The 23791-nt window shown below is 69.3% G+C and carries 19 protein-coding genes and 1 pseudogene; 10 read left to right on the plus strand and 10 right to left on the minus strand.

Annotation, left to right across the window (positions count from 1 at the left end):
- Window positions 1-123: 123 nt before the first annotated feature.
- A complete protein-coding gene (gene pbpC / locus C1707_RS05330) occupies window positions 124-2184 on the plus strand; it encodes a penicillin-binding protein 1C (protein WP_240633947.1) in 2061 nt (686 codons plus the stop codon).
- Window positions 2185-2357: 173 nt separating this feature from the next.
- On the opposite strand, the gene C1707_RS05335 is transcribed toward pbpC, so the two are convergent.
- From C1707_RS05335 to C1707_RS05350, 4 genes are all read right to left on the minus strand, one after another.
- On the minus strand, window positions 2358-2978 hold the full coding sequence (locus tag C1707_RS05335; protein WP_101715266.1) for a DedA family protein: 621 nt from the start codon (window positions 2976-2978) through the stop codon (window positions 2358-2360).
- 95 nt (window positions 2979-3073) lie between these two features.
- Window positions 3074-3715, minus strand: a complete 642-nt coding sequence (locus C1707_RS05340) for a carbonic anhydrase (RefSeq protein ID WP_101715265.1) — start codon at window positions 3713-3715, stop codon at window positions 3074-3076.
- Entirely contained in the window at window positions 3708-4352 is a 645-nt protein-coding gene (gene maiA / locus C1707_RS05345; protein ID WP_101715264.1) for a maleylacetoacetate isomerase, read from the minus strand. The genes C1707_RS05340 and maiA overlap by 8 nt, the downstream gene beginning before the upstream one ends.
- 15 nt (window positions 4353-4367) lie before the next feature.
- Window positions 4368-5048 carry a fumarylacetoacetate hydrolase family protein gene (locus C1707_RS05350; RefSeq protein ID WP_101715263.1) on the minus strand — a complete coding sequence of 227 codons (681 nt, stop codon included), beginning with the start codon at window positions 5046-5048 and terminating at the stop codon, window positions 4368-4370.
- A 169-nt stretch (window positions 5049-5217) separates the two neighbouring features.
- Here C1707_RS05350 and C1707_RS05355 point away from each other — a divergent pair, with 169 nt between their 5' ends.
- Window positions 5218-6096, plus strand: coding sequence for an ABC transporter ATP-binding protein (locus C1707_RS05355; protein WP_101715262.1), 879 nt, complete (start codon window positions 5218-5220; stop codon window positions 6094-6096).
- Window positions 6097-6109: 13 nt separating this feature from the next.
- On the plus strand, window positions 6110-9712 hold the full coding sequence (locus C1707_RS05360) for an ABC transporter permease/M1 family aminopeptidase (RefSeq protein WP_101715261.1): 3603 nt from the start codon (window positions 6110-6112) through the stop codon (window positions 9710-9712).
- A 29-nt stretch (window positions 9713-9741) separates the two neighbouring features.
- Here C1707_RS05360 and C1707_RS27120 read toward each other — a convergent pair.
- Together C1707_RS27120 and C1707_RS05365 are read right to left on the minus strand one after the other, a co-directional pair.
- Window positions 9742-9865 (minus strand): annotated as a pseudogene (locus C1707_RS27120) (hypothetical protein); the annotation flags it as partial.
- A gap of 101 nt (window positions 9866-9966) precedes the next feature.
- Window positions 9967-10563, minus strand: coding sequence for a DUF4142 domain-containing protein (locus C1707_RS05365; protein WP_101715260.1), 597 nt, complete (start codon window positions 10561-10563; stop codon window positions 9967-9969).
- A 116-nt stretch (window positions 10564-10679) separates the two neighbouring features.
- On the opposite strand from C1707_RS05365, the gene C1707_RS05370 reads away from it, so the two are divergent.
- The gene (locus C1707_RS05370; RefSeq protein ID WP_101715259.1) at window positions 10680-11876 is read left to right on the plus strand and encodes a CaiB/BaiF CoA transferase family protein; all 1197 of its coding nucleotides are present in this window, start codon (window positions 10680-10682) and stop codon (window positions 11874-11876) included.
- 141 nt (window positions 11877-12017) lie between these two features.
- Here C1707_RS05370 and C1707_RS05375 read toward each other — a convergent pair whose 3' ends face one another.
- On the minus strand, window positions 12018-13070 hold the full coding sequence (locus C1707_RS05375; protein ID WP_101715258.1) for an aldo/keto reductase: 1053 nt from the start codon (window positions 13068-13070) through the stop codon (window positions 12018-12020).
- 196 nt (window positions 13071-13266) lie between these two features.
- Between C1707_RS05375 and C1707_RS05380 the strand changes: the two genes are divergently transcribed.
- Entirely contained in the window at window positions 13267-14013 is a 747-nt protein-coding gene (locus tag C1707_RS05380) for a Bax inhibitor-1/YccA family protein (protein ID WP_101715257.1), read from the plus strand.
- A 74-nt stretch (window positions 14014-14087) separates the two neighbouring features.
- Here C1707_RS05380 and C1707_RS05385 read toward each other — a convergent pair whose 3' ends face one another.
- From C1707_RS05385 to acnA, 3 genes are all read right to left on the minus strand, one after another.
- The gene (locus C1707_RS05385; protein WP_101715256.1) at window positions 14088-14417 is read right to left on the minus strand and encodes a DUF2794 domain-containing protein; all 330 of its coding nucleotides are present in this window, start codon (window positions 14415-14417) and stop codon (window positions 14088-14090) included.
- 774 nt (window positions 14418-15191) lie between these two features.
- Window positions 15192-15902 (minus strand): DUF1223 domain-containing protein, encoded by a 711-nt coding sequence (locus C1707_RS05390; RefSeq protein ID WP_101715254.1) that lies wholly within the window; start codon window positions 15900-15902, stop codon window positions 15192-15194.
- A gap of 183 nt (window positions 15903-16085) precedes the next feature.
- Window positions 16086-18773 (minus strand): aconitate hydratase AcnA, encoded by a 2688-nt coding sequence (acnA, locus tag C1707_RS05395; protein WP_101715253.1) that lies wholly within the window; start codon window positions 18771-18773, stop codon window positions 16086-16088.
- A 181-nt stretch (window positions 18774-18954) separates the two neighbouring features.
- Between acnA and ccmA the strand changes: the two genes are divergently transcribed.
- The 5 genes from ccmA (at window position 18955) to C1707_RS05420 (ending at window position 23716) form a co-directional block, all read left to right on the plus strand.
- Entirely contained in the window at window positions 18955-19572 is a 618-nt protein-coding gene (ccmA, locus tag C1707_RS05400) for a heme ABC exporter ATP-binding protein CcmA (RefSeq protein ID WP_101715252.1), read from the plus strand.
- Entirely contained in the window at window positions 19569-20234 is a 666-nt protein-coding gene (ccmB, locus tag C1707_RS05405) for a heme exporter protein CcmB (protein WP_101715251.1), read from the plus strand. The genes ccmA and ccmB overlap by 4 nt, the downstream gene beginning before the upstream one ends.
- Window positions 20235-20375: 141 nt before the next feature.
- On the plus strand, window positions 20376-21500 hold the full coding sequence (locus C1707_RS05410; RefSeq protein ID WP_101715250.1) for an HlyD family secretion protein: 1125 nt from the start codon (window positions 20376-20378) through the stop codon (window positions 21498-21500).
- Window positions 21501-21512: 12 nt separating this feature from the next.
- On the plus strand, window positions 21513-23108 hold the full coding sequence (locus C1707_RS05415; RefSeq protein ID WP_101715249.1) for a DHA2 family efflux MFS transporter permease subunit: 1596 nt from the start codon (window positions 21513-21515) through the stop codon (window positions 23106-23108).
- Window positions 23108-23716 (plus strand): TetR/AcrR family transcriptional regulator, encoded by a 609-nt coding sequence (locus C1707_RS05420; RefSeq protein WP_101715248.1) that lies wholly within the window; start codon window positions 23108-23110, stop codon window positions 23714-23716. Before C1707_RS05415 ends, C1707_RS05420 begins: the two co-directional genes overlap by 1 nt.
- The last annotated feature ends 75 nt before the right edge of the window (window positions 23717-23791 follow it).

Raw genomic sequence — 23791 nt, forward strand, 5'->3', positions numbered from 1 at the left:
CAGAGCGCTCCCTTCCCCCTTGATGGGGGAAGGGTCGGGGATGGGGGTGACCACGGCGCTTCAGGATAGAGCGCCGTGACCACCGCCAGCTCCGAAACCACCCCCACCCCTGACCCCTCCCCCATCCAGGGGGAGGGGAAGATCCCGCTGATCACCCGCCTGCTCACCGGCTTCCTCGCCGCCCAGGTCGGGGTGTTCGCCCTCAGCGCCGCCTTCCCGCCGGACATGAGCCGCGCGAAACGCTCCTCGCCCGTCGTGCTGGGCGAGCGGGGGGCGTGGCTGCGCGCCCTGCCGGTCGAGGACGGCCGCTGGCGCGTGCGGGCCGACCTCGAGCGCACCGACCCGACCTTCCTCAAGCGCCTGGTCGCCGTCGAGGACGCGCGCTTCCGCTGGCATCTGGGGGTGGATCCCATCGCCGTGGTCCGCGCCGCCGGCTCGGCGATCGTCCACGGCCGGGTCAGCAGCGGCGCCTCGACCCTGTCGATGCAGACCGCGCGCCTGCTGGAGCCCCGGCCGCGCAACCTCGGCGCCAAGCTGATCGAGATGGTCCGCGCCGCGCAGCTGGAAAGCCGGCTGAGCAAGGACGAGATCCTGGCGCTGTATCTGACCCTGGCGCCCTACGGCGGCAATCTGGAGGGGGTGCGCGGGGCCAGCCTCTCCTATTTCGGCCACGAGCCCTCGAGCCTGACCGACGGCGAGCAGGCCCTGCTGATCGCCCTGCCCCAGGCGCCCGAGGCCCGCCGTCCCGACCGCCGGCCCGAAGCCGCACGCGAGGCCCGCCGCGCGGTGCTGGACAAGATGGTCCGCGCCGGGGTGCTGACCACCGTGGCGGCGGTCGAGGCCGAAGGCGAGCCGATCCCGCGCCGCAGCGCTTTCCCGGCCATGGCCTGGCACCTGGCCGGCCAGCAGGCCGCCGCCGCCCCGGCCAGCCAGCCCAGCGTGCTGACCACCATCGATCCCGACCTGCAGGCGCGGCTGGAGCCGATGGCCGCCGCCGTCGCCGCCAGCCAGGGCCCCGAGGCCACGGCCGCCATCATCGTCGTGCGGATCAGGGACCGGGCGGTGCGGGCCCTGGTCGGTTCGGCCGGCCGCGACCGGCCCGGCGGCTGGGTGGACATGACCCGCGCCGCCCGCTCGCCCGGCTCCGCCCTGAAGCCCTTCGTCTACGCCTTCGCCTTCGACGACGGCATGCTGGCGCCCGACACCCAGATCGACGATGCCCAGACGCGCTTCGCCGACTATCAGCCCGAAAACTTCGACCGGGTGTTCCACGGCAAGGTCACCGCCCGCGAGGCCCTGGCCTATTCGCTGAACGTGCCGGCCGTCGCCACCCTGGAGAAGATCGGCCCCGAGGCCTTCGCCGCCCGCATCGAGGCCGGCGGCGTCAAACTCTTGCGCCCCAAGGCCGAGGTGAAGGCCGCCGGCCTGGCCCTGGCGCTGGGCGGGGCCGGCATCACCCTGCGCGACCTGGTCACCCTCTATGCGGGCCTTGGCGACGGCGGGGTGGTCAAGCCGCTGGCCTATACGGTCGAGGAGGCCAAGGCCCGCGAGCGCCAGGGCGGGACCCGCATCGCCCGGCCCGAGGCCGTGGGCCAGGTGCTGGACATCCTCCGCGAGGCGCCCGGCCCGCGCGGCCGCGCGCCCTCGGCCCTGACCCGGGGCGGGCCGGCCATGGCCTTCAAGACCGGCACCTCCTACGGCTTCCGCGACGCGGTGGCGGCCGGGATCGTCGGCGGCCACGCCATCGTCGTCTGGACGGGCCGGGCCGACGGCGGCGCGCGCGGCGGCCTCACCGGGCGCGACGCGGCCCTGCCCACCCTGTTCGACGTCGCCGACCTGGTAGGCGCGCCGCCCACCGCGCCGCGTCCGATCGCGCCCAAGTCGGCTCCCGGCGCCTTGCAGCAGCTGCGCACGGTCGCCGACGAGGGCCCGCGCCTGATCTTCCCGCCCGACGGGGCGACGGTGCAGGTCGATGGCCTGGGCGCGAACGCGCGCGGCCTGGTCCTGGCGGCCGGCGGCGAGAACCTGTCGTGGTACGTGGACGGCAAGCCCCTGGCCGACGATCCGGTCGGCGGCAAGCCGGTTTGGCGACCGGCGGCGGCGGGCTTCTATCGGCTGCGGGTGGTCGACGACCAGGGCCGGGCGGCCAGCGCCCGGGTGCGGATCAGGGCGCCGACGAACTGACGCCGTACACCTCCCCAGTTCGTCATCCCGGAAAGCGCGCAGCGCTTAGCCGGGACCCAGAGGACCAGGCACGGTTTCGAGGGCTGGCGTTTCGGGCGGCGGCCGACGCGATGCGACGGACCCTGGATCCCGGCTCTTCGCTACGCTTCGGCCGGGATGACGGTCTTGGAAGCTCAGGCCTTGGACGGCTGCGCCTTGGGTCGCCGCACGAGCGCCACGGTGGCGACCAGCAGCAGCACGCCGACGATCACGGCGGTCAGCAGCACCGGGTCCGGCTTCCAGTAGCCCAGGTGGCGGGCGGCCAGGTAGCCGGGCGCCAGGACGGTGATCACCCAGACGGGCGCGGTGACCGTGTTGGCGGCGTGGAAGGTCCAGTCGCGCATCCGGGTCATGCCCGCGGCCATCGGCACGAAGGGCCGCAGCGGGCCCAGATAGCGGGCGACGGCCAGGGCCAGCACGCCGTAGCGGCGGGTGTAGAGACGGGCGCGGGCCACGGTGCGGCGGTGCTTGGCCAGCACCGGATGGCGTACGGCCCAGGCGCCCATGTGTCGGCCCATCAGGTAGGAGATCGCATCGCCCAGGGCCGCGCCGACGCTGCACCAGACGATCACCTCGACCGGATGCAGCGAGCCGGTGGCGATCAGCGCGCCGGCCGTCAGCATCACCGCCATGATCGGGATCAGCACCCCGACCAGCATCAGCGCTTCGAGCAGGGTGATCACCGCCAGGATCGCGCACACCAGCAGGCGGTGCTCGACGACGAGGCTGTGCAGGCTCTGGAGAAAGGCGTCCATGCAGCCACCGTGACAGAGGATGGTGACGAACAGGTAAGGGCCGAACACCGATCCGCCAACTGCGACGATCGGGCGCGGCCCTCTTTTCCTATCTCCTAGATGCCGTCGCCGGCCGTCGGGCCGGCCAGGACACGCTGGTAGTCCTCGAGGTTCTCGATGCCGACATTGAGGTCGGTGACCAGGCCGTTGGCCAGCGAATAGACCCAGCCGTGTACGGCCAGGCTCTGGCCGCGAGCCCAGGCGTCCTGCACGAAGACGTCGGCGGCGACGTTGCGCACCTGGCGGATGACGTTCAGCTCGCACAGGCGGTTGAGGCGGTCGCGCTCTTCCGGAATGGCTTCAAGTTCGCAGCGGTGCTCGGCGTGGACCTCGCGGATCGGGTGCAGCCAGTGATCGACCAGGCCCCGCCGCTTGCCGTCGATGGCCGCCGCCACGCCGCCGCAGCCGTAGTGGCCCACCACCATGATGTGCTTGACCTTCAGCACGTCGACCGCGAACTGCAGCACGCTGAGGTAGTTGGCGTCCTGCGGCGGGGCCAGGTTGGCGACGTTGCGGTGCACGAACAGCTCGCCCGGATCCAGGCCGACGATCTCGTTGGCCGGCACGCGGCTGTCGCTGCAGCCGATCCACAGGTACTCGGGGCTCTGCTGGTTCTCCAGGCGCTTGAAGAAGTCGGCGTCGACCTCGGTCTTGCGCTTGGACCAGTTGGCGTTGTTGGTTTTCAGATCTTCAAGCATCGGCGGCGTCCGGCTGGAGGCTGGGGTGAGCAGCGGCGAAGGCGGGATGGTCGGCGGCGCGGTCGGCGGCCGCCACCAGGGTCGGATAGGGTGAAAGGTCGATGTCGAACCGGCGCGCGCCATAGACCTGCGGCACCAGGCAGACATCGGCCAGGGTCGGCGCGTCGCCATAGGCATAGGTCCCGCCGTGGGCGGCGACGGCGGCTTCCAGGGCGGTGAAGCCCTCGGCCAGCCAGCGGGCCATCCAGGCCTTGCGGGCGGCCTCGTCCTGGCCGCGGGCGACCAGCTCGCCGGTGACTCGCACGTTGTTCAGCGGATGGATGTCGCAGGCGATGATCTGGGCCATGGCCCGCACGCGGGCGCGGCCCAGCGGGTCGGCGGGCAGCAGGGCGGGCTCGGGATGGGTCTCGTCCAGCCATTCGAGGATGGCCAGGCTCTGGGTCAGCACCACGCCGTCCCCCAAGGCCAGGGCTGGAGTCAGGCCCTGCGGGTTGAGGTCGAGATAGGCGCCCTGGCGCTGTTCGCCCTTCAGCAGGTTCACCGGCGCCTGGTCGTAGGCCAGGCCCTTCAGATTGAGGCCGATGCGCACGCGATAGGGCGCGGCCGCCCGCCAGTAGCCGAACAGCGTCAGGGTCACGGCGGCGCGCTCCCTCTAGACCAGGGTGAAGGCCAGGGCGCCGACGCCGTCGACCTCGCCGGCGATCGCGTCGCCCAGGACCACCGCCGAGACGCCCTCGGGGGTGCCGGTGAAGATCAGGTCGCCGGCCGCCAGGGTCCACAGCTTGCTGGCCTCGGCGATGATCTCGGGGATGTTCCAGATCATGTCGGTCACCAGGCCGGTCTGACGCTGCACGCCGTTGACGCTCAGCCAGATGGCGCCGTCCAGCGTCGCGTCAGCCGCCGGCCGGATGGCCGAGATCGGCGCGGAGAAGTCGAAGGCCTTGCCCGCTTCCCACGGCTGGCCCTTGGCCTTGGCCGCGCCCTGCAGGTCGCGGCGGGTCAGGTCCACGCCCACCGCGTAGCCGAACACGTGGTCCAGCGCGTCGTCGACGGCGATGTCGGCGCCGCCCGACTTCAGCGCCACCACCAGTTCGATCTCGTGGTGCAGGTCGGCGGTGCGCGGCGGATAAGGCACCTCGTTCATCAGCGGCGCGATCGCGTCGGCCGGCTTGGCGAAGAAGAACGGCGGATCGCGCTCGTCGCCGCCCATTTCGGCGCGGTGGGCGGCGTAGTTGCGGCCCACGCACAGGATGCGGCGGACGGGGAAGACCGCCTCGGATCCTTCCACCGGAACCGAAGGCTGGACGGGCGGGGAGAAGGCGTAGGTCGTCATGGCCGCCTGCTTAGACCCAAAAACGTCCGACCGGAACCCCGCCGAAAAGCAGCGCCTGGGTCGGGAACCCGACCGCATAAACGTTCTTTCACTTGCCCAGGCTCTCGCCGTCTTGTCATGTCGGACTGGGGACTGTTGGCGTTAACAAGACCGGGGGCCGCGAGTAGCGATGCTGATCATCGAAAACCTGACGCACGTGTATGGCAACGGCGTGCGCGCCCTGGACGAGGTCAGCCTGACCATACCGCGCGGGATGTACGGCCTGCTGGGTCCCAACGGGGCCGGCAAGTCCACCCTGATGCGCACCATAGCCACCCTGCAGGCCCCGACCTCGGGCCACATCCGCTTCGGCGACATCGACGTGCTGAAGGATCCGGAAGGCCTGCGCCGCGTGCTCGGCTACCTGCCGCAGGACTTCGGCGTCTATCCCCGGGTCAGCGCCTACGACATGCTCGACCACATGGCGGTGCTGAAAGGCATTTCGGGCCGCAAGGAACGCAAGGACACGGTCGAGAGCCTGCTGGCCCAGGTCAACCTGTGGAACGTGCGGAGCAAGGCCATCGCCGGCTTCTCGGGCGGCATGCGCCAGCGCTTCGGCATCGCCCAGGCCCTGATCGGCGACCCGCGCCTGATCATCGTCGACGAGCCCACCGCCGGCCTCGACCCCGAGGAACGCAACCGCTTCCTCAACCTGCTGGCCGAGATCGGCGAAAACGTCGTGGTGATCCTGTCGACCCACATCGTCGAGGACGTCTCCGACCTCTGCCCGGCCATGGCCATCATCTGCGACGGCCGCATCGTGCGCGAAGGCGCCCCGGCCGACCTGATCGCCCAGCTGGAAGGGCGCATCTGGAAGAAGATCATCGACAAGGCCGAGCTGGACGACGCCAAGGCGGCCCACCAGGTGATCTCGACCCGGCTGCTGGGCGGCCGCACCGTCATCCACGTCCTGGCCGACCAGGATCCCGGCGCGGGCTTCGCGCCCGTCGCCGGCGGCCTCGAGGACGTCTATTTCTCGACCCTCGCCACCACCCGCTGCGCGGCGTAAGGGGGCGAGCGTCATGTTCGGCAAGATCGCGAGCTTCGAGCTCCGCTACCAGCTGCGCTCCCCGGTGTTCTGGGTGGTCGCGGTCCTGTTCTTCCTGCTGACCTTCGGGTCGGTGACCATCGAGCAGATCAGCATCGGCGGCGGCGGCACGATCCACAAGAACGCGCCCTTCGCGATCGCCCAGACCCACCTGATCCTGTCGATCTTCTACATGTTCGTGACGACGGCCTTCGTGGCCAACGTCATCGTGCGCGACGACGAGACGGGCTATGGCCCGATCCTGCGCACCACCCGGATCCGCAAGTTCGACTATCTCTACGGCCGCTTTGCCGGGGCCTTCCTGGCCGCCGCGATCTCGTTCCTGGCCGTGCCGCTGGCCATGCTGATCGGCTCGTTCATGCCGTGGATCGACCCGGAGAAGCTGGGCCCCAACCTGCTGAACGCCTACCTCTACGCCTATTTCGTGCTGGCCCTGCCGACCCTGCTGCTGACCTCGGCGCTGTTCTTCGCCCTGGCCACGGTCACCCGTTCGATGATGTGGACCTATGTCGGCGTCATCGGCTTCCTGGTGTTGTGGGTGGTGGCCGGCATCGCGCTGGACAAGCCCGAATTCGAGCAGGGCGCGGCCCTGTGGGAGCCGCTGGGCACCGGCGCCTTCAGCCTGGCGACCAAGTACTGGACCGCCAACGAGCGCAACACTCTCACCCCGGCCCTGACCGGCGCCCTGCTGTTCAACCGCGTGTTCGTGATCGTGCTGGCCGGCGGACTGCTGGCGGCCGCCTACGGCCTGTTCCGCTTCCAGTCGGCGGAGCTGGCCGGCCGCAAAGGCGACAAGCCCAAGTCCAAGCAGGCGCAGCCGGTGGAGATCGCCCCGCCGGCCCCGCGCCCGCTTCCCGCGCCGCGCCACGACGCCGCCACGGCCTGGACCCAGTTCGTCGCCCGCACGCGGCTCGACATGGGCCAGGTGTTCAAGAGCCCGGCCTTCTTCGTGCTGCTGGCGCTGGGCCTGTTCAACGCCGCCGGCTCGCTGTGGTTCGCCACCGATGCGGATGGGTATGGCGGCCAGATATATCCGGTGACACGCGCCCTGCTGGCGCCGCTGCTGGGCTCGTTCAGCCTGATCCCGATGATCATCGCCATCTACTACGCGGGCGAACTGGTCTGGCGCGAGCGCGAGCGCCGCACCCACGAGATCATCGACTCCACGCCGGTCGGCGACTGGGCCTTCACCGCCCCGAAGATCGCCGCCATCGCCCTTGTGCTGCTGTCGACCCTGCTGGTCAGCGTCGTGGCCGGCGTGGTCAGCCAGATCGGCCACGGCTACTTCCGGCTGGAGCTCGACAAGTACCTGCTATGGTACGTCCTGCCCCAGGCCGTCGACTGGATCCTGCTGGCCGTGCTGGCCGTGTTCCTGCAGGTGCTGAGCCCGCACAAGTTCGTCGGCTGGGGCCTGATGGTGGTCTACGTCGTCACCCAGGTGACGTTCTCGAACCTCGGCTTCCAGCACAACCTCTACAACTACGGCGGCTCGCCGGGGACGCCGTTCTCCGACATGAACCGCCTGGGATCGTTCTGGATCGGGGCCTGGTGGTTCCGCGCCTACTGGAGCGCCTTCGCCGTTCTGCTGGCGGTGCTGTGCTACGCCCTGTGGCGGCGGGGGACCGAGACCCGGCTGGCGCCGCGCCTGCGCCGCCTGCCTCACCGCCTGCGTGGCGGAAGCGGCCTGGTGTTCGGCGTCGTGTTCCTGGCCTTCGCGGGCCTGGGCGGCTTCATCTACGTCAACACCAACGTCTGGAACGAATACCGCACCAACCTCGACGACGAGCGCTGGACCGCCGATCTCGAAAAGGCCCTGCTGCGCTACGAGAACGCGCCCCAGCCCAAGATCACCGGCATGAAGCTGGACGTCGACCTCTATCCCTGCGAGCCCCGGGCGGTGACCCGCGGGGCCTACACCTTCCAGAACAAGACCGGCGCGCCGCTCAAGGAGATCCACGTCCGCTTCGACCGCGACCTCGTCGTCCGCGCCCTGTCGATCGAGGGCGCGCGGCCCAAGCAGACCTTCGAGCGCTTCAACTACCGGATCTTCGCCTTCGACACCCCGATGGCGCCGGGCGAAACGCGCCGGATGAGCTTCATCACCGAGCGCAGCCAGAAGGGCTTCAAGAACAACGGCGCCGAGACCCGCGTGGTCGCCAACGGCACGTTCCTCAACAACATGGAGATCGCGCCGATCCTGGGCATGAGCCGCGATGGTTTGCTGCAGGACCGCGCCAAGCGCCGCAAGTACGGCCTGCCGCCCGAACTGCGGATGGCCAAGCTGGGCGACGTGGCCAGCCGACAGTTCAACGGCCTGCGCAAGGACGCCGACTTCGTCGCCTCCGACATCACCGTCACCACCGACGCCGACCAGACCCCGGTCGCGCCGGGCAGCAAGGCGTCGGAGCGGGTGTGGACCTCGGGACACCAGGAGCGCCGCACCGTGCGCTTCGTCGCCGACGCGCCGATCCTGCCGTTCCTGTCGATCCAGTCGGCCCGCTACGCGGTCTCGCGCGAGACCTACAAGGGCATCGACCTGGCGGTCTATTACGATCCGCAGCACGCCTGGAACATCGACCGCATGCGCGGGGCGATGAAGGCCTCGCTCGACTACTACCAGGCTGAGTTCAGCCCCTATCAGTTCAAGCAGCTGCGCTTCCAGGAATTCCCTGCCTACGCCGACTTCGCCCAGGCCTTCGCCGGCACGATCCCCTGGTCGGAAAGCATGTTCTTCATCGCCGACTACCGCGATCCCGAGAAGATCGACATGGTCACCTATGTCGGCGCCCACGAGATCGGCCACCAGTGGTGGGCCCACCAGGTGCTGGGGGCCGACCAGCAGGGCTCGACCATGCTGTCGGAGACCTTCGCCCAGTACTCGGCGCTGATGGTCATGAAGCGGAAGTACGGCGAGGCCCAGATCCGCAAGTTCCTGAAGTTCGAGCTCAACAGCTACCTGCGCGCGCGCGGCGGCGACGTGCTCGAGGAACAGCCGCTGGCCCGGGTCGAGAACCAGGGCTACATCCACTATCGCAAGGGCTCGCTGGTCATGTACCGGCTGCAGCACGAGGTGGGCGAGGCGACGGTCAACCGCGTTCTGCGCAAGCTGATCGCCGACCACGGCTTCAAGGGCGCGCCCTACCCGACCACGCTCGACTTCCTGACCGCCCTGCGCGCCGAGGTCGGCCCCGACAAGCAGGCCCTGGTCACCGACCTCTTCGAGAAGATCACGCTCTACGACCTCAAGACCAAGAGCGCGACGGTGAAGAAGCGGGCCGACGGCCGGTTCGACGTCAAGCTCGTGGTCGAGGCCAAGAAGATGTACGCCGACGGCCGCGGCAAGGAGACGGACGCGCCTCTGAACGAGGTGCTGGACGTGGGCCTGTTCACGGCCGAGCCGGGCAAGAAGGGCTTCGCCCAGAAGGACGTCGTGGCGATGGAGCGCCGTCCGATCCGCGGCGGAACCCAGACGCTGACCTTCGTCACGCCAGTCGCCCCGCGCTTCGCCGGCGTCGACCCCTACAACATCGTCATCGACCGCAACGGCGACGACAACGTCGTGAAGGCGGCGGACTGAGGGGCTGTAGACCCGCCGCCCCACTCCCCGTCATCCCGGAAGGCGCGCAGCGCTTGTCCGGGACCCAGGGGACTGGACTCGGGATCGGCCTTGCCGCCCAGGCGGTCGCCGACGCAGCGCGGCGGCTCCTGGGTCCCGGCTCTCCCGCCCGCTTTCGCGGGCGTCCGGCCGGGATGACGAGCTTTAGAGAGACGACAAAAGAAAAACCCCCGGCCTTGCGGCCGGGGGTTTTCCATGTGCGGCTCTTGCGAGCCTTACTTCATGCCGTTCTTCAGGCCCTCGGCCATGTTCAGGTGCTCCTGAACCTTGGGCGCGGTCTCGGCGGCGAAGGTCTTGATGGCGGCCACGTCGCCGTCCTGGGCGTAGCGCTGCAGCAGGTTCAGCGCGGCCTGGTGGGCGTCGACCTGGTCGTCGGCGTACTTCTTGTCGAAGTCCTTGGCGTCGGCCTTGTTCAGGTCGTCCAGGTCGCCCTGCAGGTCTTCGGGCAGGGCGGTCGGGATGGTGATCGTCGCGCCGGAGGCGGCGACGGCGGCCTTCAGCGCGGCGCTGGTGGCGGTGTGGGCGTCGATCATCGCCTGGGCGAACTTTTTCACGTCGGCGTTGGTCGAGCGCTTGAGCGCCACCTTGGCGGCCTCGATCTCGAACATGTCGCTGGCGGCGGCCTTGGCGACGAAGTCCGGCGCGGCCGCTTCGTTGGCGGGCGTCGGCACCGTGGCCGACGGATTGGCGTCGGGCGTGGCGGCCTGTTCGGCCGGGGTGGCCGCGCCCTTGGTTTCGTCGGTCTTCTGGCCGCAGGCGGCGATGCTGAGAGCGGCGAAGGCGGCGCCGACGATGAGAAGCTTGCGGGTCATGGCTTTCTTTCCCTACGTGTTTTTCTAAGGAAGAAGCGGCAGCTTCACGCGCCGCCGTCATGGCGAAGAAAGCCTCACGGCCGCGTGATGGTTCCGTGATCGGGTAGAGGAACAAAATGACCCAAGGGCCGTTGGCGGGCGTCCGCGTGATCGAGATGGGCCAGCTGATCGCGGGCCCGTTCTGCGGCCAGGTGCTGGGCGACTTCGGCGCCGAAGTCATCAAGCTGGAAGATCCGAAGACCGGCGACCCGATGCGCCAGTGGGGGCGCTCCAAGCCCAAGGGCCTGTCGCCCTGGTGGCCGGTGATCGGCCGCAACAAGAAATCGGTGACCGTCGACCTGCGCACCGACGAGGGCCGCGCCATCGCCCGCGAGCTGATCGCCACCGCCGACGTGGTGGTCGAGAACTTCCGGCCCGGCACCCTGGAAAAATGGGGCCTGGGCTATGAGGAACTGGCCAGGACCAATCCCGGCCTGGTGATGGCCCGCGTCTCGGGCTTCGGCCAGACCGGCCCCTACGCCAAGCGGGCCGGCTACGCCCTGGTCGGCGAGGCCATGGGCGGCCTTCGCCACATCACCGGCGAGCCCGACCGCAATCCGGCGCGGGCGGGCATCTCGATCGGCGACAGCCTGTCGGGCCTGAACGCCGCGCTCGGGGTGATGATGGCCCTGCACGCCCGCCACGCCACGGGCAAGGGCCAGGTCGTCGACGCGGCGATCTACGAAAGCGTGCTGACGGTGATGGAGAACCTGATCACGGAATACGACCTGACCGGCTACATCCGCGAACGCTCGGGCGCGGTGCTGCCCGGCATCGCCCCGTCCAACGTCTATCCGACCAGGAGCGGCGAGCTCGTGCTGATCGGCGCCAACCAGGACACCCTGTTCAAGCGGCTGTGCGAGCTGATGGGCCGGCCAGACCTGGCCGAGGATCCCCGCTATCGCGACCACGCCGCCCGAGGCGTCAACCAGGGCGAACTGGACGCCCGCATCGCCGCCTGGACCCTGGACCAGGACATCGACGACCTGCTGCCGAGGCTGGAGCAGGCGGGCCTGGCCACCGGCCGGATCTATCGCGCCCCCGAGATGCTGGCCGACCCGCAGTTCCAGGCCCGCGAGTCGATCGTCAGCGTGCCCCACCCGGTGTTCGGCCAGGTGAAGATGCAGAACGCCTTCCCCCGCCTCACCGACACCCCCGGCGGCGTCCGCTGGCCCGGGCCGACGCTGGGCGAGCACACGCAGGCGGTGCTGACGCAGGTGGCGGGGATGACGGCGGAGAAGGTGGCGGAGCTGAAGGCGCGGGGGGTGGTTTAGAGACCCTCCCCCTGAAGGGGGAGGTGGCCCGAAGGGCCGGAGGGGGAAGAGACTTCTGAATCCGAAGCCGTTTCCGCCTCACAGGTACTTCCCCCTCAGTCGCTCCGCGACAGCTCCCCCTTCAGGGGGAGCATCTTTGGATCACGGGCAAGGATTCGGCCGCGCGGCGTGGATGGCGTTGACGGCCTTCTCCAGCTCCTCGGTCCATTCCAGATCGAAGGCGTCGATGTCGGTCTTCAGCTGCGCCATGCTGGTCGCGCCGATGATCGTGGCGGTGACGAACGGGCGGGCGTCGACGAACTTCAGCGCCAGTTGGGCCGGGTCCAGGCCGTTCTGGCGGGCCAGATCCACATAGGCCGTGAACGCCTCGATCGCGCCGGGCCCCTCGTAGCGCTGCATGCGGTTATAGAGCGCCTTGCGCGAGCCCTCGGGCAGGTTTCCGCCCAGGTACTTGCCGGTCAGCTGGCCCTGGGCGAGCGGCGAATAGGCCAGCAGGCCCACCTGCTCGCGCATGGCCACCTCGGCCAGGCCGTACTCGAACACCCGGTTGGCCAGGTGGTAGGCGTTCTGGATCGAGGCGATGCGCGGCAGACCTTTGGCCTCGCTTTCGGCCAGGAACTTCATCACGCCCCACGGGAACTCGTTGGAAACGCCGAGCGCGCGGATCGAGCCCTTCTTCACGTGGACGTCCAGCGCCTCGAGGATGTCGCCGAAGCGCTCGTAGTCGTCGTCGTAGTCCTTGTAGGTCTGGCCGCCGAACACCCGCACGGCGCGGTCGGGCCAGTGCAGCTGGTAGAGGTCGAGATAGTCGGTCTGGAGGCGCTTGAGCGAGCCTTCGACCGCCTCGTCGATCTGGGCCCTGGTCTGGCGGGTGCTGGCGCCGTCGGCGCGCATCCACGGCAGGCCGCCGAACGCCGAGCCCCGGCCGGCCACCTTCGAGGCCAGGACGATGTCCTTGCGCTTGCCCGTCCTGGCCAGCCAGCTGCCGATGTAGCGCTCTGTGCGCCCTTGCGTCTCGGCCGTGGGCGGGCTGGCGTACATCTCGGCCGTGTCCCAGAAGGTGACCCCGCGACCCAGCGCGTAGTCCATCTGGGCGTGGGCCTCCTCCTCGCTGTTCTGAGAGCCCCAGGTCATGGTGCCCAGGCAGCATCGCGAGACCTGGATGCCGGTTCGGCCGAGTTCGACGTAGTCCATGAAGTCCCCTGCTTGGCTTTGCGGTCCTATTTAGGACGTCACGCCGCCGAGGCGAACCCGAACTTCGGTCGCCCAGACATACTTTGATACATTCGCGCGCCCCTCGTCTTCCCACGCGAAGCCTTGCGTAGAGCGCCATTCGATCCGATATTTCACACGTGTCCCCCCGGGGACGTTGAAATAAGGGTTTCTTTCGATGAACGACTTCAACCGCGACTATGCGCGCACGATCCCGGCGGATCGCGTCGACATGTCGGTTGACGCCGGGCTGCGCAGCTTCATGCTCGGCGTCTACAACAAGGTGGCGCTGGGCCTGCTCCTGTCGGCCGCCCTCGCCTGGACGACCAGCTCGTTCCCGCCCGTGCGCGACCTGCTGTTCCAGGTGAACGGCAACCGCGTCGGCTACACCCTGCTGGGCATGGTCATCGCCTTCGCGCCGCTGGGCATCCTGCTGTTCTCGAGCTTCGTGATGAAGTCGATCAACCCGCGCACCGCGGGCGTGATCTACTGGTCGATCGTGTCGCTGATCGGCGCGTCGCTCGGCACCGTGGTGCTGATGTACACCGGCGGCAGCGTGGCCTCGACCTTCCTGATCACGGCCACCGCCTTCGGCGCGCTCAGCCTGTTCGGCTACACCACCAAGAAGGACCTGACCGGCTTCGGCAGCTTCCTGATCATCGGTCTGGTGGGCCTGATCCTGGCCTCGATCGTGTCGATCTTCTTGCCGTCGGGCCCGCTGGTGTTCGCGATCAACGCCATCGGCGTGCTGATCTTCGCCGGCCTGATCGCCTACGACACGCAGAACCTGAAGATGACCTACTACCAGGTCGGCGGCGACGCGGCCGCCAAGTCGGTGGCCACCAACTACGGCGCGCTGAACCTGTACCTGGACTTCATCAACCTGTTCCGCTTCCTGCTGTTCTTCCTGGGCGACCGCCGCTAAGGCGGCCTCCAGGCCGAAACGACGAAGCCCCGGCGGATCGCTCCGCCGGGGCTTTTTCGTGGGCGCTCGCCACCTCAGTCGACGACCTTGAACCTGCCCTTGTCGAACAGCCGCAGCACCTGGGCCAGCTCGTGACCGCGCTTGAGCACCATGCCGCCCTGGCCGCGCACCAGCCACTGGCCCTGCTTGCGGGCCAGCTCCGGCCACTTCTCGACGCGGTACAGCGGCGCCTCGGCGGCATGGCGGAAGATCGAGAAGGCCGCGTGGTCGGCCGCGCCGCCCATGCCGTAGTCGCGCCACTCGCCGGCCGCGACCATCCGGCCGTAGAGGCGCAGGAGCTGGTCGATCTCGCGCCGCTCGAAGAACACGACGCCGCCGACGGGAGGGGAAACATCCAGGGCCATCGCCGCGAATCCTAACCCCAAATCAGCCCGCTAAGCGAGCGTCGCAAATCGGCAACATCGTTCGGCGAAGCGAAAAGCCAAGCTGGACCAGGCCACGAAATGACCTTGTTTCGGTCGTTCGCCCGCCCGCTTCCCCAGCCAAAAAGTCAGTGTCGGCTGATCGGACACCCCACGGTCCTGGATCCTGAACAGCCCCCCCAGCCCCCCTCGATCGCGGGCCGGTCGGCCGACAGACCAAATCAAGAGAACCCCTCTCTTAACTGCAGAGCTCGCGTGGAAACCCCTCCCACGCGGGCTTTTCGCATCTGGGATCCAGGCCGCCTCAGGCGGCTTTCGGAACTGCAAAGATCGCCACAGAGGCGCCCCACCCCGTCGCGAAAGAACCCTGATCGCGCCCTTCGTCGGCCGCGGGGGTCCTCGATAGTCTGATGGTCGGTCGATCGGAACGCCTCGCGGTCCGGGATCCTGAACAGCCCCTCCAGCCCCTCGGCTCGCGGGCGCACCGTTCGGCCGGCGCGTATCTTCTATCCCCTCCCCCTAAAGACCCCGCTTCGCCGATCATCCCCTAAGGCGAGGCGGGGTTTCTTTTGCCTGGAGGGTCACTGCAGCCGTCATCCCGGCCGAAGGGCCGCGTAGCGGGCCGTAGAGGCGGGACCCAGGGCCGCCGCTGTGCGCCTGGCCCCTGGGTCCCGGACAAGCCCTGCGGGCTTTCCGGGATGACGAATGAAATTCACGGGGTTTCGGCCTATTCGGAAAAGCCGATGGAGGTCCGCTCTAGCGGCTCTTGCCGCCGGGCGGCAGCACGCCCAGCACCCGGCCGCCCTTGGCGCCCTGGACGATGATGGCGGTGGCCAGGTCGTCGTCCTTGGTCAGGGTCGGCAGGCGGTACATCTTCGGACGGCCCGTCCAGGCGCCGATCTTGACGATCTCGCGCACCACGTTGCGGTGGACGATGGTCTGGCCGCGGTTGTCGCCGCGCTTGACGGCGATCTCCTGCTTGCGCGGGTCGAACCGCACCAGCCACACCTCTGCCCCGCCGCGCGGCGAGGCGCCCGAGCCGATGGCGACGCGGTTGGTCCCGACGAACTCCATGTCCGGCGCGGGCGGCAGGTGGGCGCCGTCGATCAGCTTCTCGACGGTCTCGGCCTTGGCGCCCGACGCCTGGACCTTGCCGGCCACCACCACCTGGGGCGTGGGCACGTCGCGCAGCATGAAGGCCTTGGCATAGGCGCGCTGGCGCTCGACGAAGGCCGGCTTGGCGAAGGTGTCCTTCCAGCCCAGATAGTCCCAGTAGTCGACCGAATAGGTCAGGGCCAGCACGTCGTCGCGCTCGGCCAGCTCGGCCGCCGCCTGGTTGGCCTTGCCGCAGGACGAGCAGCCCTGGGCGGTGAACAGCTCGACCAGCACGGGCGACTTGGCCGCGGCCGGGGCGGCGACGAGGCTCGTCAGGACGAGGGAGACAAAAGAGATCAAGGCCGTACGCATGTGCGGCGCACTTAAGCCAAGAAAGCACTGCGTCGCCGCTCACGAGGCCGTGAAATGGCCGCTTCGGCGCCCGGAATCCGCACGACAACGATGTCGGCGACCCGACGGACCGTCGGACAAACGAAAACGGCCGGCCCCTTTGGGGCCGGCCGTCTCGTATTCGTAGCCTGTACGGCGCGCTGCTTAGTCGGCCTTGGCCAGGTTACGCAGCACGTAGTTCAGGACGCCGCCGTTCTTGAAGTACTCGAGTTCGGTCGGCGTATCGATGCGGCAGCGCACCGGGAAGCGGGCGATGCGGCCGTCGGTCGGGCGGTAGAGCTCGACGATCAGCTGCTTGCGCGGGGCCAGATCCGTCAGACCACGGATCGAGACCAGCTCTTCGCCGGTCAGTTCCAGCTTCTGCCAGCCGTCGGCGATGAACTGCAGCGGCAGCACGCCCATGCCGACCAGGTTCGAGCGGTGGATGCGCTCGAAGCTCTCGGTGATCACCGCGCGAACGCCCAGGAGCTTGGTGCCCTTGGCGGCCCAGTCACGCGACGAGCCGGTGCCGTATTCCTTGCCGGCGAACACGACGGCCGGACGGCCTTCGGCCTGGTACTTCATGGCCGCGTCGTAGATCGGCATCACTTCGCCCGAGGGGAAGTGCTTGGTCACGCCGCCTTCGATCTCCGGGGTGATCTTGTTGCGGATGCGGATGTTGGCGAAGGTGCCGCGCATCATGACTTCGTGGTTGCCGCGGCGGGCGCCGTAGCCGTTGAAGTCGATCGGCTCGACGCCGTGGTTGACCAGGTACTGGCCAGCCGGGCTCGAGGTCTTGATCGAACCGGCCGGGCTGATGTGGTCGGTGGTGATCGAGTCGCCGAACACGGCCAGGACGCGGGCTTCCACGATGTCGGTGACCGGAGCGGGGGTCATCGACATGTTCGGGAAGTAGGGCGGGTTCTGGACGTAGGTCGACTCGCCTTCCCAGGCGTAGGTCTGGCCGCCAGTCACCTTGATGCCCTGCCAGTTCTTGTCGCCCTTGAAGACGTCGCCGTAGCGGCTGGCGAACATCTTCTCGTTGATCGACTTGCGCTGCAGGGCGGCGATGTCTTCGTTCGACGGCCAGATGTCGCGCAGGAAGACGTCGTTGCCCTTCTTGTCCTTGCCGATCGGCTGGGTGTTCAGGTCGATCTTCAGCGAGCCGGCCAGGGCGTAGGCCACCACCAGCGGCGGCGAGGCCAGGTAGTTGGCGCGCACGTCCGGGTTCACGCGGCCTTCGAAGTTGCGGTTGCCCGACAGCACCGAGCAGGCGACCAGGTCGTTGTCGTTGATCGTCTTGCTGATGTTTTCCGGCAGCGGGCCCGAGTTGCCGATGCAGGTGGTGCAGCCGTAGCCCACGAGGTTGAAGCCCAGGGCGTCGAGGTGCTTGGTCAGGCCGGCCTTGGCCAGGTAGTCGGTGACCACCTGCGAGCCGGGGGCCAGCGAGGTCTTCACCCACGGCTTGGCCTTCAGGCCCTTGGCGACCGCGTTCTTGGCCAGCAGGCCGGCGGCGATCAGGACCGAGGGGTTCGACGTGTTGGTGCACGAGGTGATGGCGGCGATCACCACGTCGCCGTGGCCGACGTCGAAGTCCTCGCCTTCCACCGGCGCGCGGAACTCGGGGCTTTCGGCCTTGCCGAACTCACCGACCAGCGACTCGGCGAACTTGCTCGAGGCGTCCGACAGCAGGACGCGGTCCTGCGGGCGCTTCGGACCGGCCAGCGACGGCAGGACGGTGGAGAGGTCGAGCTCCAGGCTGTCGGTGAAGGTCGGCTCGGCGACGCCGGGCTCCCACCACAGGCCTTGTTCCTTGGCGTAGGCTTCCACCAGGGCGACGCGGTCGGCGTCGCGGCCGGTGCCCTTCAGGAAGGCGACGGTGGCGGCCGAGATCGGGAAGAAGCCGCAGGTGGCGCCGTATTCCGGAGCCATGTTGGCGATCGTCGCCTGGTCTTCCAGGGTCAGGTTGGCCAGGGCGTCGCCGTAGAATTCGACGAACTTGCCGACCACGCCCTTCTTGCGCAGCATCTGGGTGACGGTGAGCACCAGGTCGGTGGCCGTCGCGCCTTCCGGCATGGCGCCGGTCAGCTTGAAGCCGATGACTTCCGGGATCAGCATCGGGATCGGCTGGCCCAGCATGGCGGCTTCGGCTTCGATGCCGCCGACGCCCCAGCCCAGGACCGACAGGCCGTTGACCATCGTGGTGTGGCTGTCGGTGCCGACGACGGTGTCGGGGTAGGCGACTTCGGCGCCGTCGACCATGGCGGTCCAGACGGTCTGGGCCAGGTATTCCAGGTTCACCTGGTGGCAGATGCCGGTGCCGGGGGGCACGACGCGGAAGTTGTTGAACGCCGACGAACCCCAGCGCAGGAAGCGGTAGCGCTCGATGTTGCGCTCGTATTCGCGCTTCACGTTGGCGTCGTAGGCCTTCGAGTCACCGAAGTTGTCGACCATCACCGAGTGGTCGATGACCAGGTCGACGGGGTTCAGCGGGTTGATCTTGGCCGGGTCGGCGCCCAGGGCGACCATGGCGTCGCGCATGGCGGCCAGGTCGACGACGGCCGGAACGCCGGTGAAGTCCTGCATCAGCACGCGGGCCGGGCGGAAGCTGATCTCGTGCTCGACCGAGCCCTTGTTTTCCAGCCAGTTGGCGACGGCCTTCAGGTCGGCTTCGTTGACCGAGACGCCGTCTTCGTAGCGCAGCAGGTTTTCCAGCAGCACCTTCATCGAGACGGGCAGCGAGCCCGTGCCGGCCAGACCGGCTTCCTCGGCGGCGCGAAGGCTGTAATAGACGTAGGTCTTACCGCCGACGACGAGTTCGCGGCGGGTTTTGAGGCTGTCTACAGACGCCATTTGGAAGGATCCCTTCTCTGTTCACGGCCGCCGGAAAACCACTCCCGGGATCGCGCGATCGAGGCGGACCCACAGCGTCCATCCTCGCGCCGCGTACGCCCCATCCTAAGCGGAGGGTGACGGCCGAGCGCTTCTTAGCGCCGGTTACCCACAACGTCCATGCGCGGTGCATGGACTTCCAATGATGAGAGCCGTTCGCATAAAGGGTTTGAGCCTCTCGCGCGGCGAGCGGACCCTGTTCTCGGGGCTCGATCTGGACCTCGAAAGCGGTGACGCAATCACCCTCACCGGGCGAAATGGCGCGGGCAAGACCAGCCTGCTGCGGGCGGTCGCGGGCCTGCTGCGCCCCCAGGCCGGAACCATCGGTTTCGAAGGCTCCGAAGGGCGGATACTGGAGGCGGAGGCCGCCCGCGCCGACCACCTGCACCTGGCCGGCCACCACGACGGCCTGAAGACCGCCCGCACCGCCTGGGAGGAGCTGCTGTTCCAGGCCCGCTGGACCGGCGGGACCGAGGCCTTGGCCCGCGCCGCGGTCGAACGGCTGGAGCTGTCGCGCCTGCTCGACCTGGAGGTCCGCCGACTGTCGGCCGGCCAGCGCCGCCGCGTCTCCCTGGCCCGCCTGCTGGCCAGTCCCCGCCCCCTGTGGCTGCTCGACGAGCCGATGGCCCCGCTGGACGCCGCCCACCGCGCCGCCTTCGGCGCGATCATGGCCGAGCACCTGGCCCGGGGCGGCATGGTGCTGGCCGCCGTGCACGACCCCCTGCCCGTCCCCGCCCGCCAGGTGGAGATCGGCGCATGAGGGGGTTCGGCGTCCTCTTCCGACGCGAGTTCGCCCTGGCCTGGGGCCGGGGCGGCGGTCCGCTGCTGGCCCTGGCCTTCTACGCCTGCGTCGTCACCCTGCTGCCCCTGGCCGCCGGCCGCGCGCCCGAGCGGTTGGCCAGCCTGGCCCCCGGCATCGCCTGGCTGGCCCTGGCCCTGGCCGCCCTGCTCTCCCTGGAGCGCCTCTTCGAGCGCGACTTCGAGGACGGCGCGCTCGACCTTCTGGCGCTGGGCCCGGCCCCGCTGGAGGCGGTCGCGGCGGCGAAATGCCTGGCTCACTGGCTGGCGGCCGGCGCGCCCCTGGCCCTGGCGGCCCCCGTCGCGGCGGTGATCCTCGGCGCCTCGCCGGCGATCATGCCCCTGCTGTTCGTCTGCGCCCTGGCGGGAGGCCTGGCCTTCTCGTTCCTGGGCGGCCTGGGCGCGGCCCTGTCGCTGGGCAGCAAGCGCGGCGGCCTGTTGGTGGCGGTCATCGTCCTGCCGCTCTACGCCCCGCCGGTGATCTTCGGGGCCGGCGCGCTGGACGCCCTGACCGGCGGCCTGCCGTGGACGGGCGGGCTGCTTTTCCTGCTCGCCTACAGCGCCGCGGCGGTCGCCCTGAGCCCGCTGGCCATGGCCGCGGCCTGCCGCAACGCCCTGGACTGAGGGCTTTCTTCGGCGCCGCACAATGACGCGGCGGGGATGGATTGATTTTTGGACGAAATCGTCCATTTATCCCCCGTCGCGTCCGCTAGGCGAATAGTCGCCTCCGTTTTCGGACGCCCGCAGTCCTCTCAGGGTTGGGCCATGGCCGAGACGAAGAAGAAGAAGCTGGTTCCGTTGCTGGTGGCCGGCGTCGCCGGCGCGGCCATCCTTGTCGGCGGCGTGTTCTGGTACATCGACAAGCAGCGCTTCGAGAGCACCGACAACGCCTTCGTCCAGGCCGACACCGTGTCGGTCAGCCCGCAGGTCACCGGCTACGTGGCCGAGGTGCTGGTCGCCGACAACCAGCGGGTCGAGGCCGGCCAGGTGCTGGCCAAGATCGACCCCTCGACCTTCCAGGCCAAGCTCGACCAGGCGATCGCCAACGCCGCGGCCCTCGACGCCGCCATCAAGAGCGTCGACGACAAGGCCGTCCTCGAGCAGGCCCTGATCCAGCAGCGCCAGGCCGGCGTCGCCAGCGCCCAGGCCGACGCCGGCCGGGCCCGCGCCGACCTCGACCGCTACGACTCCCTGGCCAGGCAGGGCTGGGTCTCGCAGCAGAAGGTCCAGACCGAGGCCGCCGGGACCAAGCAGTCCGAAGCCACCGTCGCCAGCGCCCAGGCCGCCCTCGAAGCCGAGCGTCGCACGGCCTCGGCCCTCGGCTCGGCCCGCGCCCAGACCGTCGCCCAGGCCGCCGCCGCCCACGCCGCCGTCGACCAGGCCCGCATCGACCTGGAACGCACCGTGATCCGCGCCCCCGCCGCCGGCGTCGTCGGCGCGCGCACCGTGCGTCCGGGCCAGCTGGTGCAGCCGGGCGTCTCGCTGATGTCGGTGGTGCCGGTGGGCCAGAGCTTCGTGGTCGCCAACTTCAAGGAGACCCAGGTCGCCCGCCTGCGCGTCGGCCAGCCGGTCGAGATCAAGGCCGACGCCTTCGGCAAGCAGAAGATCGTCGGCAAGGTCGACAGCTTCGCCCCCGCCACCGGCCAGGAGTTCGCCCTGATCCCGGTCGAGAACGCGGTCGGCAACTTCACCAAGATCACCCAGCGCCTGCCGGTGAAGATCGCGGTCGAGCGCACCGGCGCCGGCGCGGCCCTGCGTCCGGGCCTGTCGGTCGAGGTCAAGGTCGACGTCCGCGACCGCTCCGGCGCGTCCTTCGCCGATGCGGGCCAAGGGGCCGGCCAGGGAACCGCGCAGGTGGCGCGCGCCCCGACCGCGACCCAGGCCCGCTAGGTCCGCGCCGTCGTGACCGACGCCGCCCTCCCCGCTTCCGCCAAGCCCGCTCCGGCCAAGCCGGCGGGCGAGGTCGACTGGACCAAGCTGTTCCTCGGCTTCGGGGCCATGGTCATCGGCCAGTTCATGGCCATCCTCGACATCCAGATCGTCGCGGCCTCGCTGCCGCAGATCCAGGCGGGCGTCGGGGCCAGCGCCGACCAGGTCAGCTGGATTCAGACCGCCTACCTGATCCCCGAGGTCGTGATGATCCCGCTGTCGGGATACCTGTCGCGGCTGTGGGGCACCCAGCGGCTCTACATGGCCTCGTGCCTGGGCTTCATCGTGATGAGCGTCGCGACGGGCCTGTCGTCGTCGATCGACATGATGATCCTGACCCGGGCCCTGCAGGGCTTCATCGGCGGGGCGATGATCCCCACGGTGTTCGCCGTGGCCTTCACCGCCTTCCCGCCCGAGCGCCGGATCACCGCCAGCGTCATCATGGGCCTGATCGTCACCCTGGCCCCGACCGTCGGCCCCACCCTGGGCGGCCACCTGACCGAGTGGCTGTCCTGGCGCTGGCTGTTCTTCATCAACGTCCCGCCCGGGATCCTGGTGCTGTTCGCGGTGGCCAAGTGGGGCGACTTCGACAAGGGCGACCCCAGCCTGGCCAAGGGCTTCGACTGGTCGGGCCTGGCCTTCATGGCCGTCTTCCTGATGAGCATGCAGTACGTGCTTGAGGAAGGCGCCAAGGAGAACTGGTTCGAGGACGACCTGATCCTGGGCCTGACCGTCGTGACCGTGGTCACCGGCGTGGTCTTCATCTGGCGGCAGCTGACCTACAAGAACCCGATCGTCGAGCTGAAGGCCTTCGCCAACCGCAACTTCAGCATCGGCGTGATGATGACCGCGATCTCGGGCGCCAGCCTGTTCGGCGGCACCTTCCTGCTGCCGCAGTTCCTCAGCCGCGTGCGGGGCTACTCGGCCTCGGAAGTGGGCACGACCATGGTGGTCTCGGGCCTGTCGATGTTCGCCACTGGCCCGATCGCCGGCCGCATCGTCCGCAAGGTCGACCCGCGCATCCCCATGTGCATCGGCTTCCTGCTGGCCGGCTGGGGCATGTACATGGCCCACGGGGTGACCAAAAACTGGGGCTTCTGGGAATTCGCCTGGGTGCAGGCTTGCCGCGGCGTGGGTGTCATGATCGCCATGATCGCCACCCAGCAGATCACGATGAGCACCCTGCCCCAACACATGGTCAAGAACGCCTCGGGCCTCGTGAACCTCGCGCGCAACACTGGCGGCGCCATCGGCCTGGCGCTGCTGGCCACCAGCATCACCCAGCAGACCGCCCTCTACTTCAGCGACATGTCGTCGAAGGTGATGAACGGCGGCGAGGCCGGGACGATGATGGCGGGCCTCGCCGCGCGCATGCAGCAGCTGGGCGTCAGCGACCCCGACGGCGCGGCCCGCAAGGCGATCGGCAACATGATGAACCAGCAGGCCACGGTGCTGGCCTTCGGCGACAGCTTCACGCTCCTGGCCTACGGCTGCTTCGCCGCCGCCCTGGTCAGCCTGCTGGCCGCCCCGCCCAAGGTGATCCCGCCGCCGCCCTCGGACGCCCACTGATGCCCAGGATCGCCGGCCAGATCGACGTCGCCAAGACCGAAGCCATCCTCGACGCCGCCGTCGAGGTGATCGGCCAGCGCGGCCTGTCGGCTCCGATGGAGGAGATCGCCCGCCGGGCCGGCGTGTCCAAGCAGACGGTCTACAACCACTACGGCTCCAAGGCCGAGCTGGTGAAGGCGCTGATGGCCCGCCGCGTGGCCCGCATCACCGCCCCGCTGCGCGAGCCCGGGGCGGTCGACAATCCGCGCGAGGCCCTGGAGGCCTTCGCCCGCTCGATGCTGGAGACCGTGACCACCACCAACGGCTATTCGGTGCTGCGGGTGATCATCCAGGGCGCGGGCGAGATGCCAGACGTGGCGAGCGAGGTGTTCGAGGCCGGCCCTCGCCAGGCCCGCCGCCAGCTGGCCGCCTTCCTGGCGACCGAGACGCAGCTGGGCCGCCTGGCCGTCGACGACGCCGAGCAGGCCGCCGAGTTCTTCGCCGGCATGGTGATGGGCCACAGCCAGCTGCGGGCCCTGCTGCGCCTGCCGTCGGACCGCACCCCCGCCGAGTTCGACGCCCAGGCCGCCGCCGCGGCGGACCGGTTCATGCGGGCCTACGCGCCGTGATCTAGACACTCGCAAAGCGCCCACGAAAAAGCCCGGCGGATCGCTCCGCCGGGCTTGGTTCGTCTCGCGAGAGCC

It is taken from the genome of Caulobacter flavus, assembly GCF_003722335.1.
Classification (GTDB): Bacteria; Pseudomonadota; Alphaproteobacteria; order Caulobacterales; family Caulobacteraceae; genus Caulobacter; species Caulobacter flavus.

Bases quoted from the DNA above. Each gene is read 5' to 3' on its own strand.
- C1707_RS05335 (WP_101715266.1), bottom strand. From the start codon at position 2,978: ATGGACGCCTTTCTCCAGAGCCTGCACAGCCTCGTCGTCGAGCACCGC.
- C1707_RS05340 (WP_101715265.1), bottom strand. From the start codon at position 3,715: ATGCTTGAAGATCTGAAAACCAACAACGCCAACTGGTCCAAGCGCAAG.
- C1707_RS05350 (WP_101715263.1), bottom strand. From the start codon at position 5,048: ATGACGACCTACGCCTTCTCCCCGCCCGTCCAGCCTTCGGTTCCGGTG.
- C1707_RS05355 (WP_101715262.1), top strand. From the start codon at position 5,218: ATGCTGATCATCGAAAACCTGACGCACGTGTATGGCAACGGCGTGCGC.
- C1707_RS05360 (WP_101715261.1), top strand. From the start codon at position 6,110: ATGTTCGGCAAGATCGCGAGCTTCGAGCTCCGCTACCAGCTGCGCTCC.
- C1707_RS05365 (WP_101715260.1), bottom strand. From the start codon at position 10,563: ATGACCCGCAAGCTTCTCATCGTCGGCGCCGCCTTCGCCGCTCTCAGC.
- C1707_RS05370 (WP_101715259.1), top strand. From the start codon at position 10,680: ATGACCCAAGGGCCGTTGGCGGGCGTCCGCGTGATCGAGATGGGCCAG.
- C1707_RS05375 (WP_101715258.1), bottom strand. From the start codon at position 13,070: ATGGACTACGTCGAACTCGGCCGAACCGGCATCCAGGTCTCGCGATGC.
- C1707_RS05380 (WP_101715257.1), top strand. From the start codon at position 13,267: ATGAACGACTTCAACCGCGACTATGCGCGCACGATCCCGGCGGATCGC.
- C1707_RS05385 (WP_101715256.1), bottom strand. From the start codon at position 14,417: ATGGCCCTGGATGTTTCCCCTCCCGTCGGCGGCGTCGTGTTCTTCGAG.
- C1707_RS05390 (WP_101715254.1), bottom strand. From the start codon at position 15,902: ATGCGTACGGCCTTGATCTCTTTTGTCTCCCTCGTCCTGACGAGCCTC.
- acnA (WP_101715253.1), bottom strand. From the start codon at position 18,773: ATGGCGTCTGTAGACAGCCTCAAAACCCGCCGCGAACTCGTCGTCGGC.
- ccmA (WP_101715252.1), top strand. From the start codon at position 18,955: ATGATGAGAGCCGTTCGCATAAAGGGTTTGAGCCTCTCGCGCGGCGAG.
- ccmB (WP_101715251.1), top strand. From the start codon at position 19,569: ATGAGGGGGTTCGGCGTCCTCTTCCGACGCGAGTTCGCCCTGGCCTGG.
- C1707_RS05410 (WP_101715250.1), top strand. From the start codon at position 20,376: ATGGCCGAGACGAAGAAGAAGAAGCTGGTTCCGTTGCTGGTGGCCGGC.
- C1707_RS05420 (WP_101715248.1), top strand. From the start codon at position 23,108: ATGCCCAGGATCGCCGGCCAGATCGACGTCGCCAAGACCGAAGCCATC.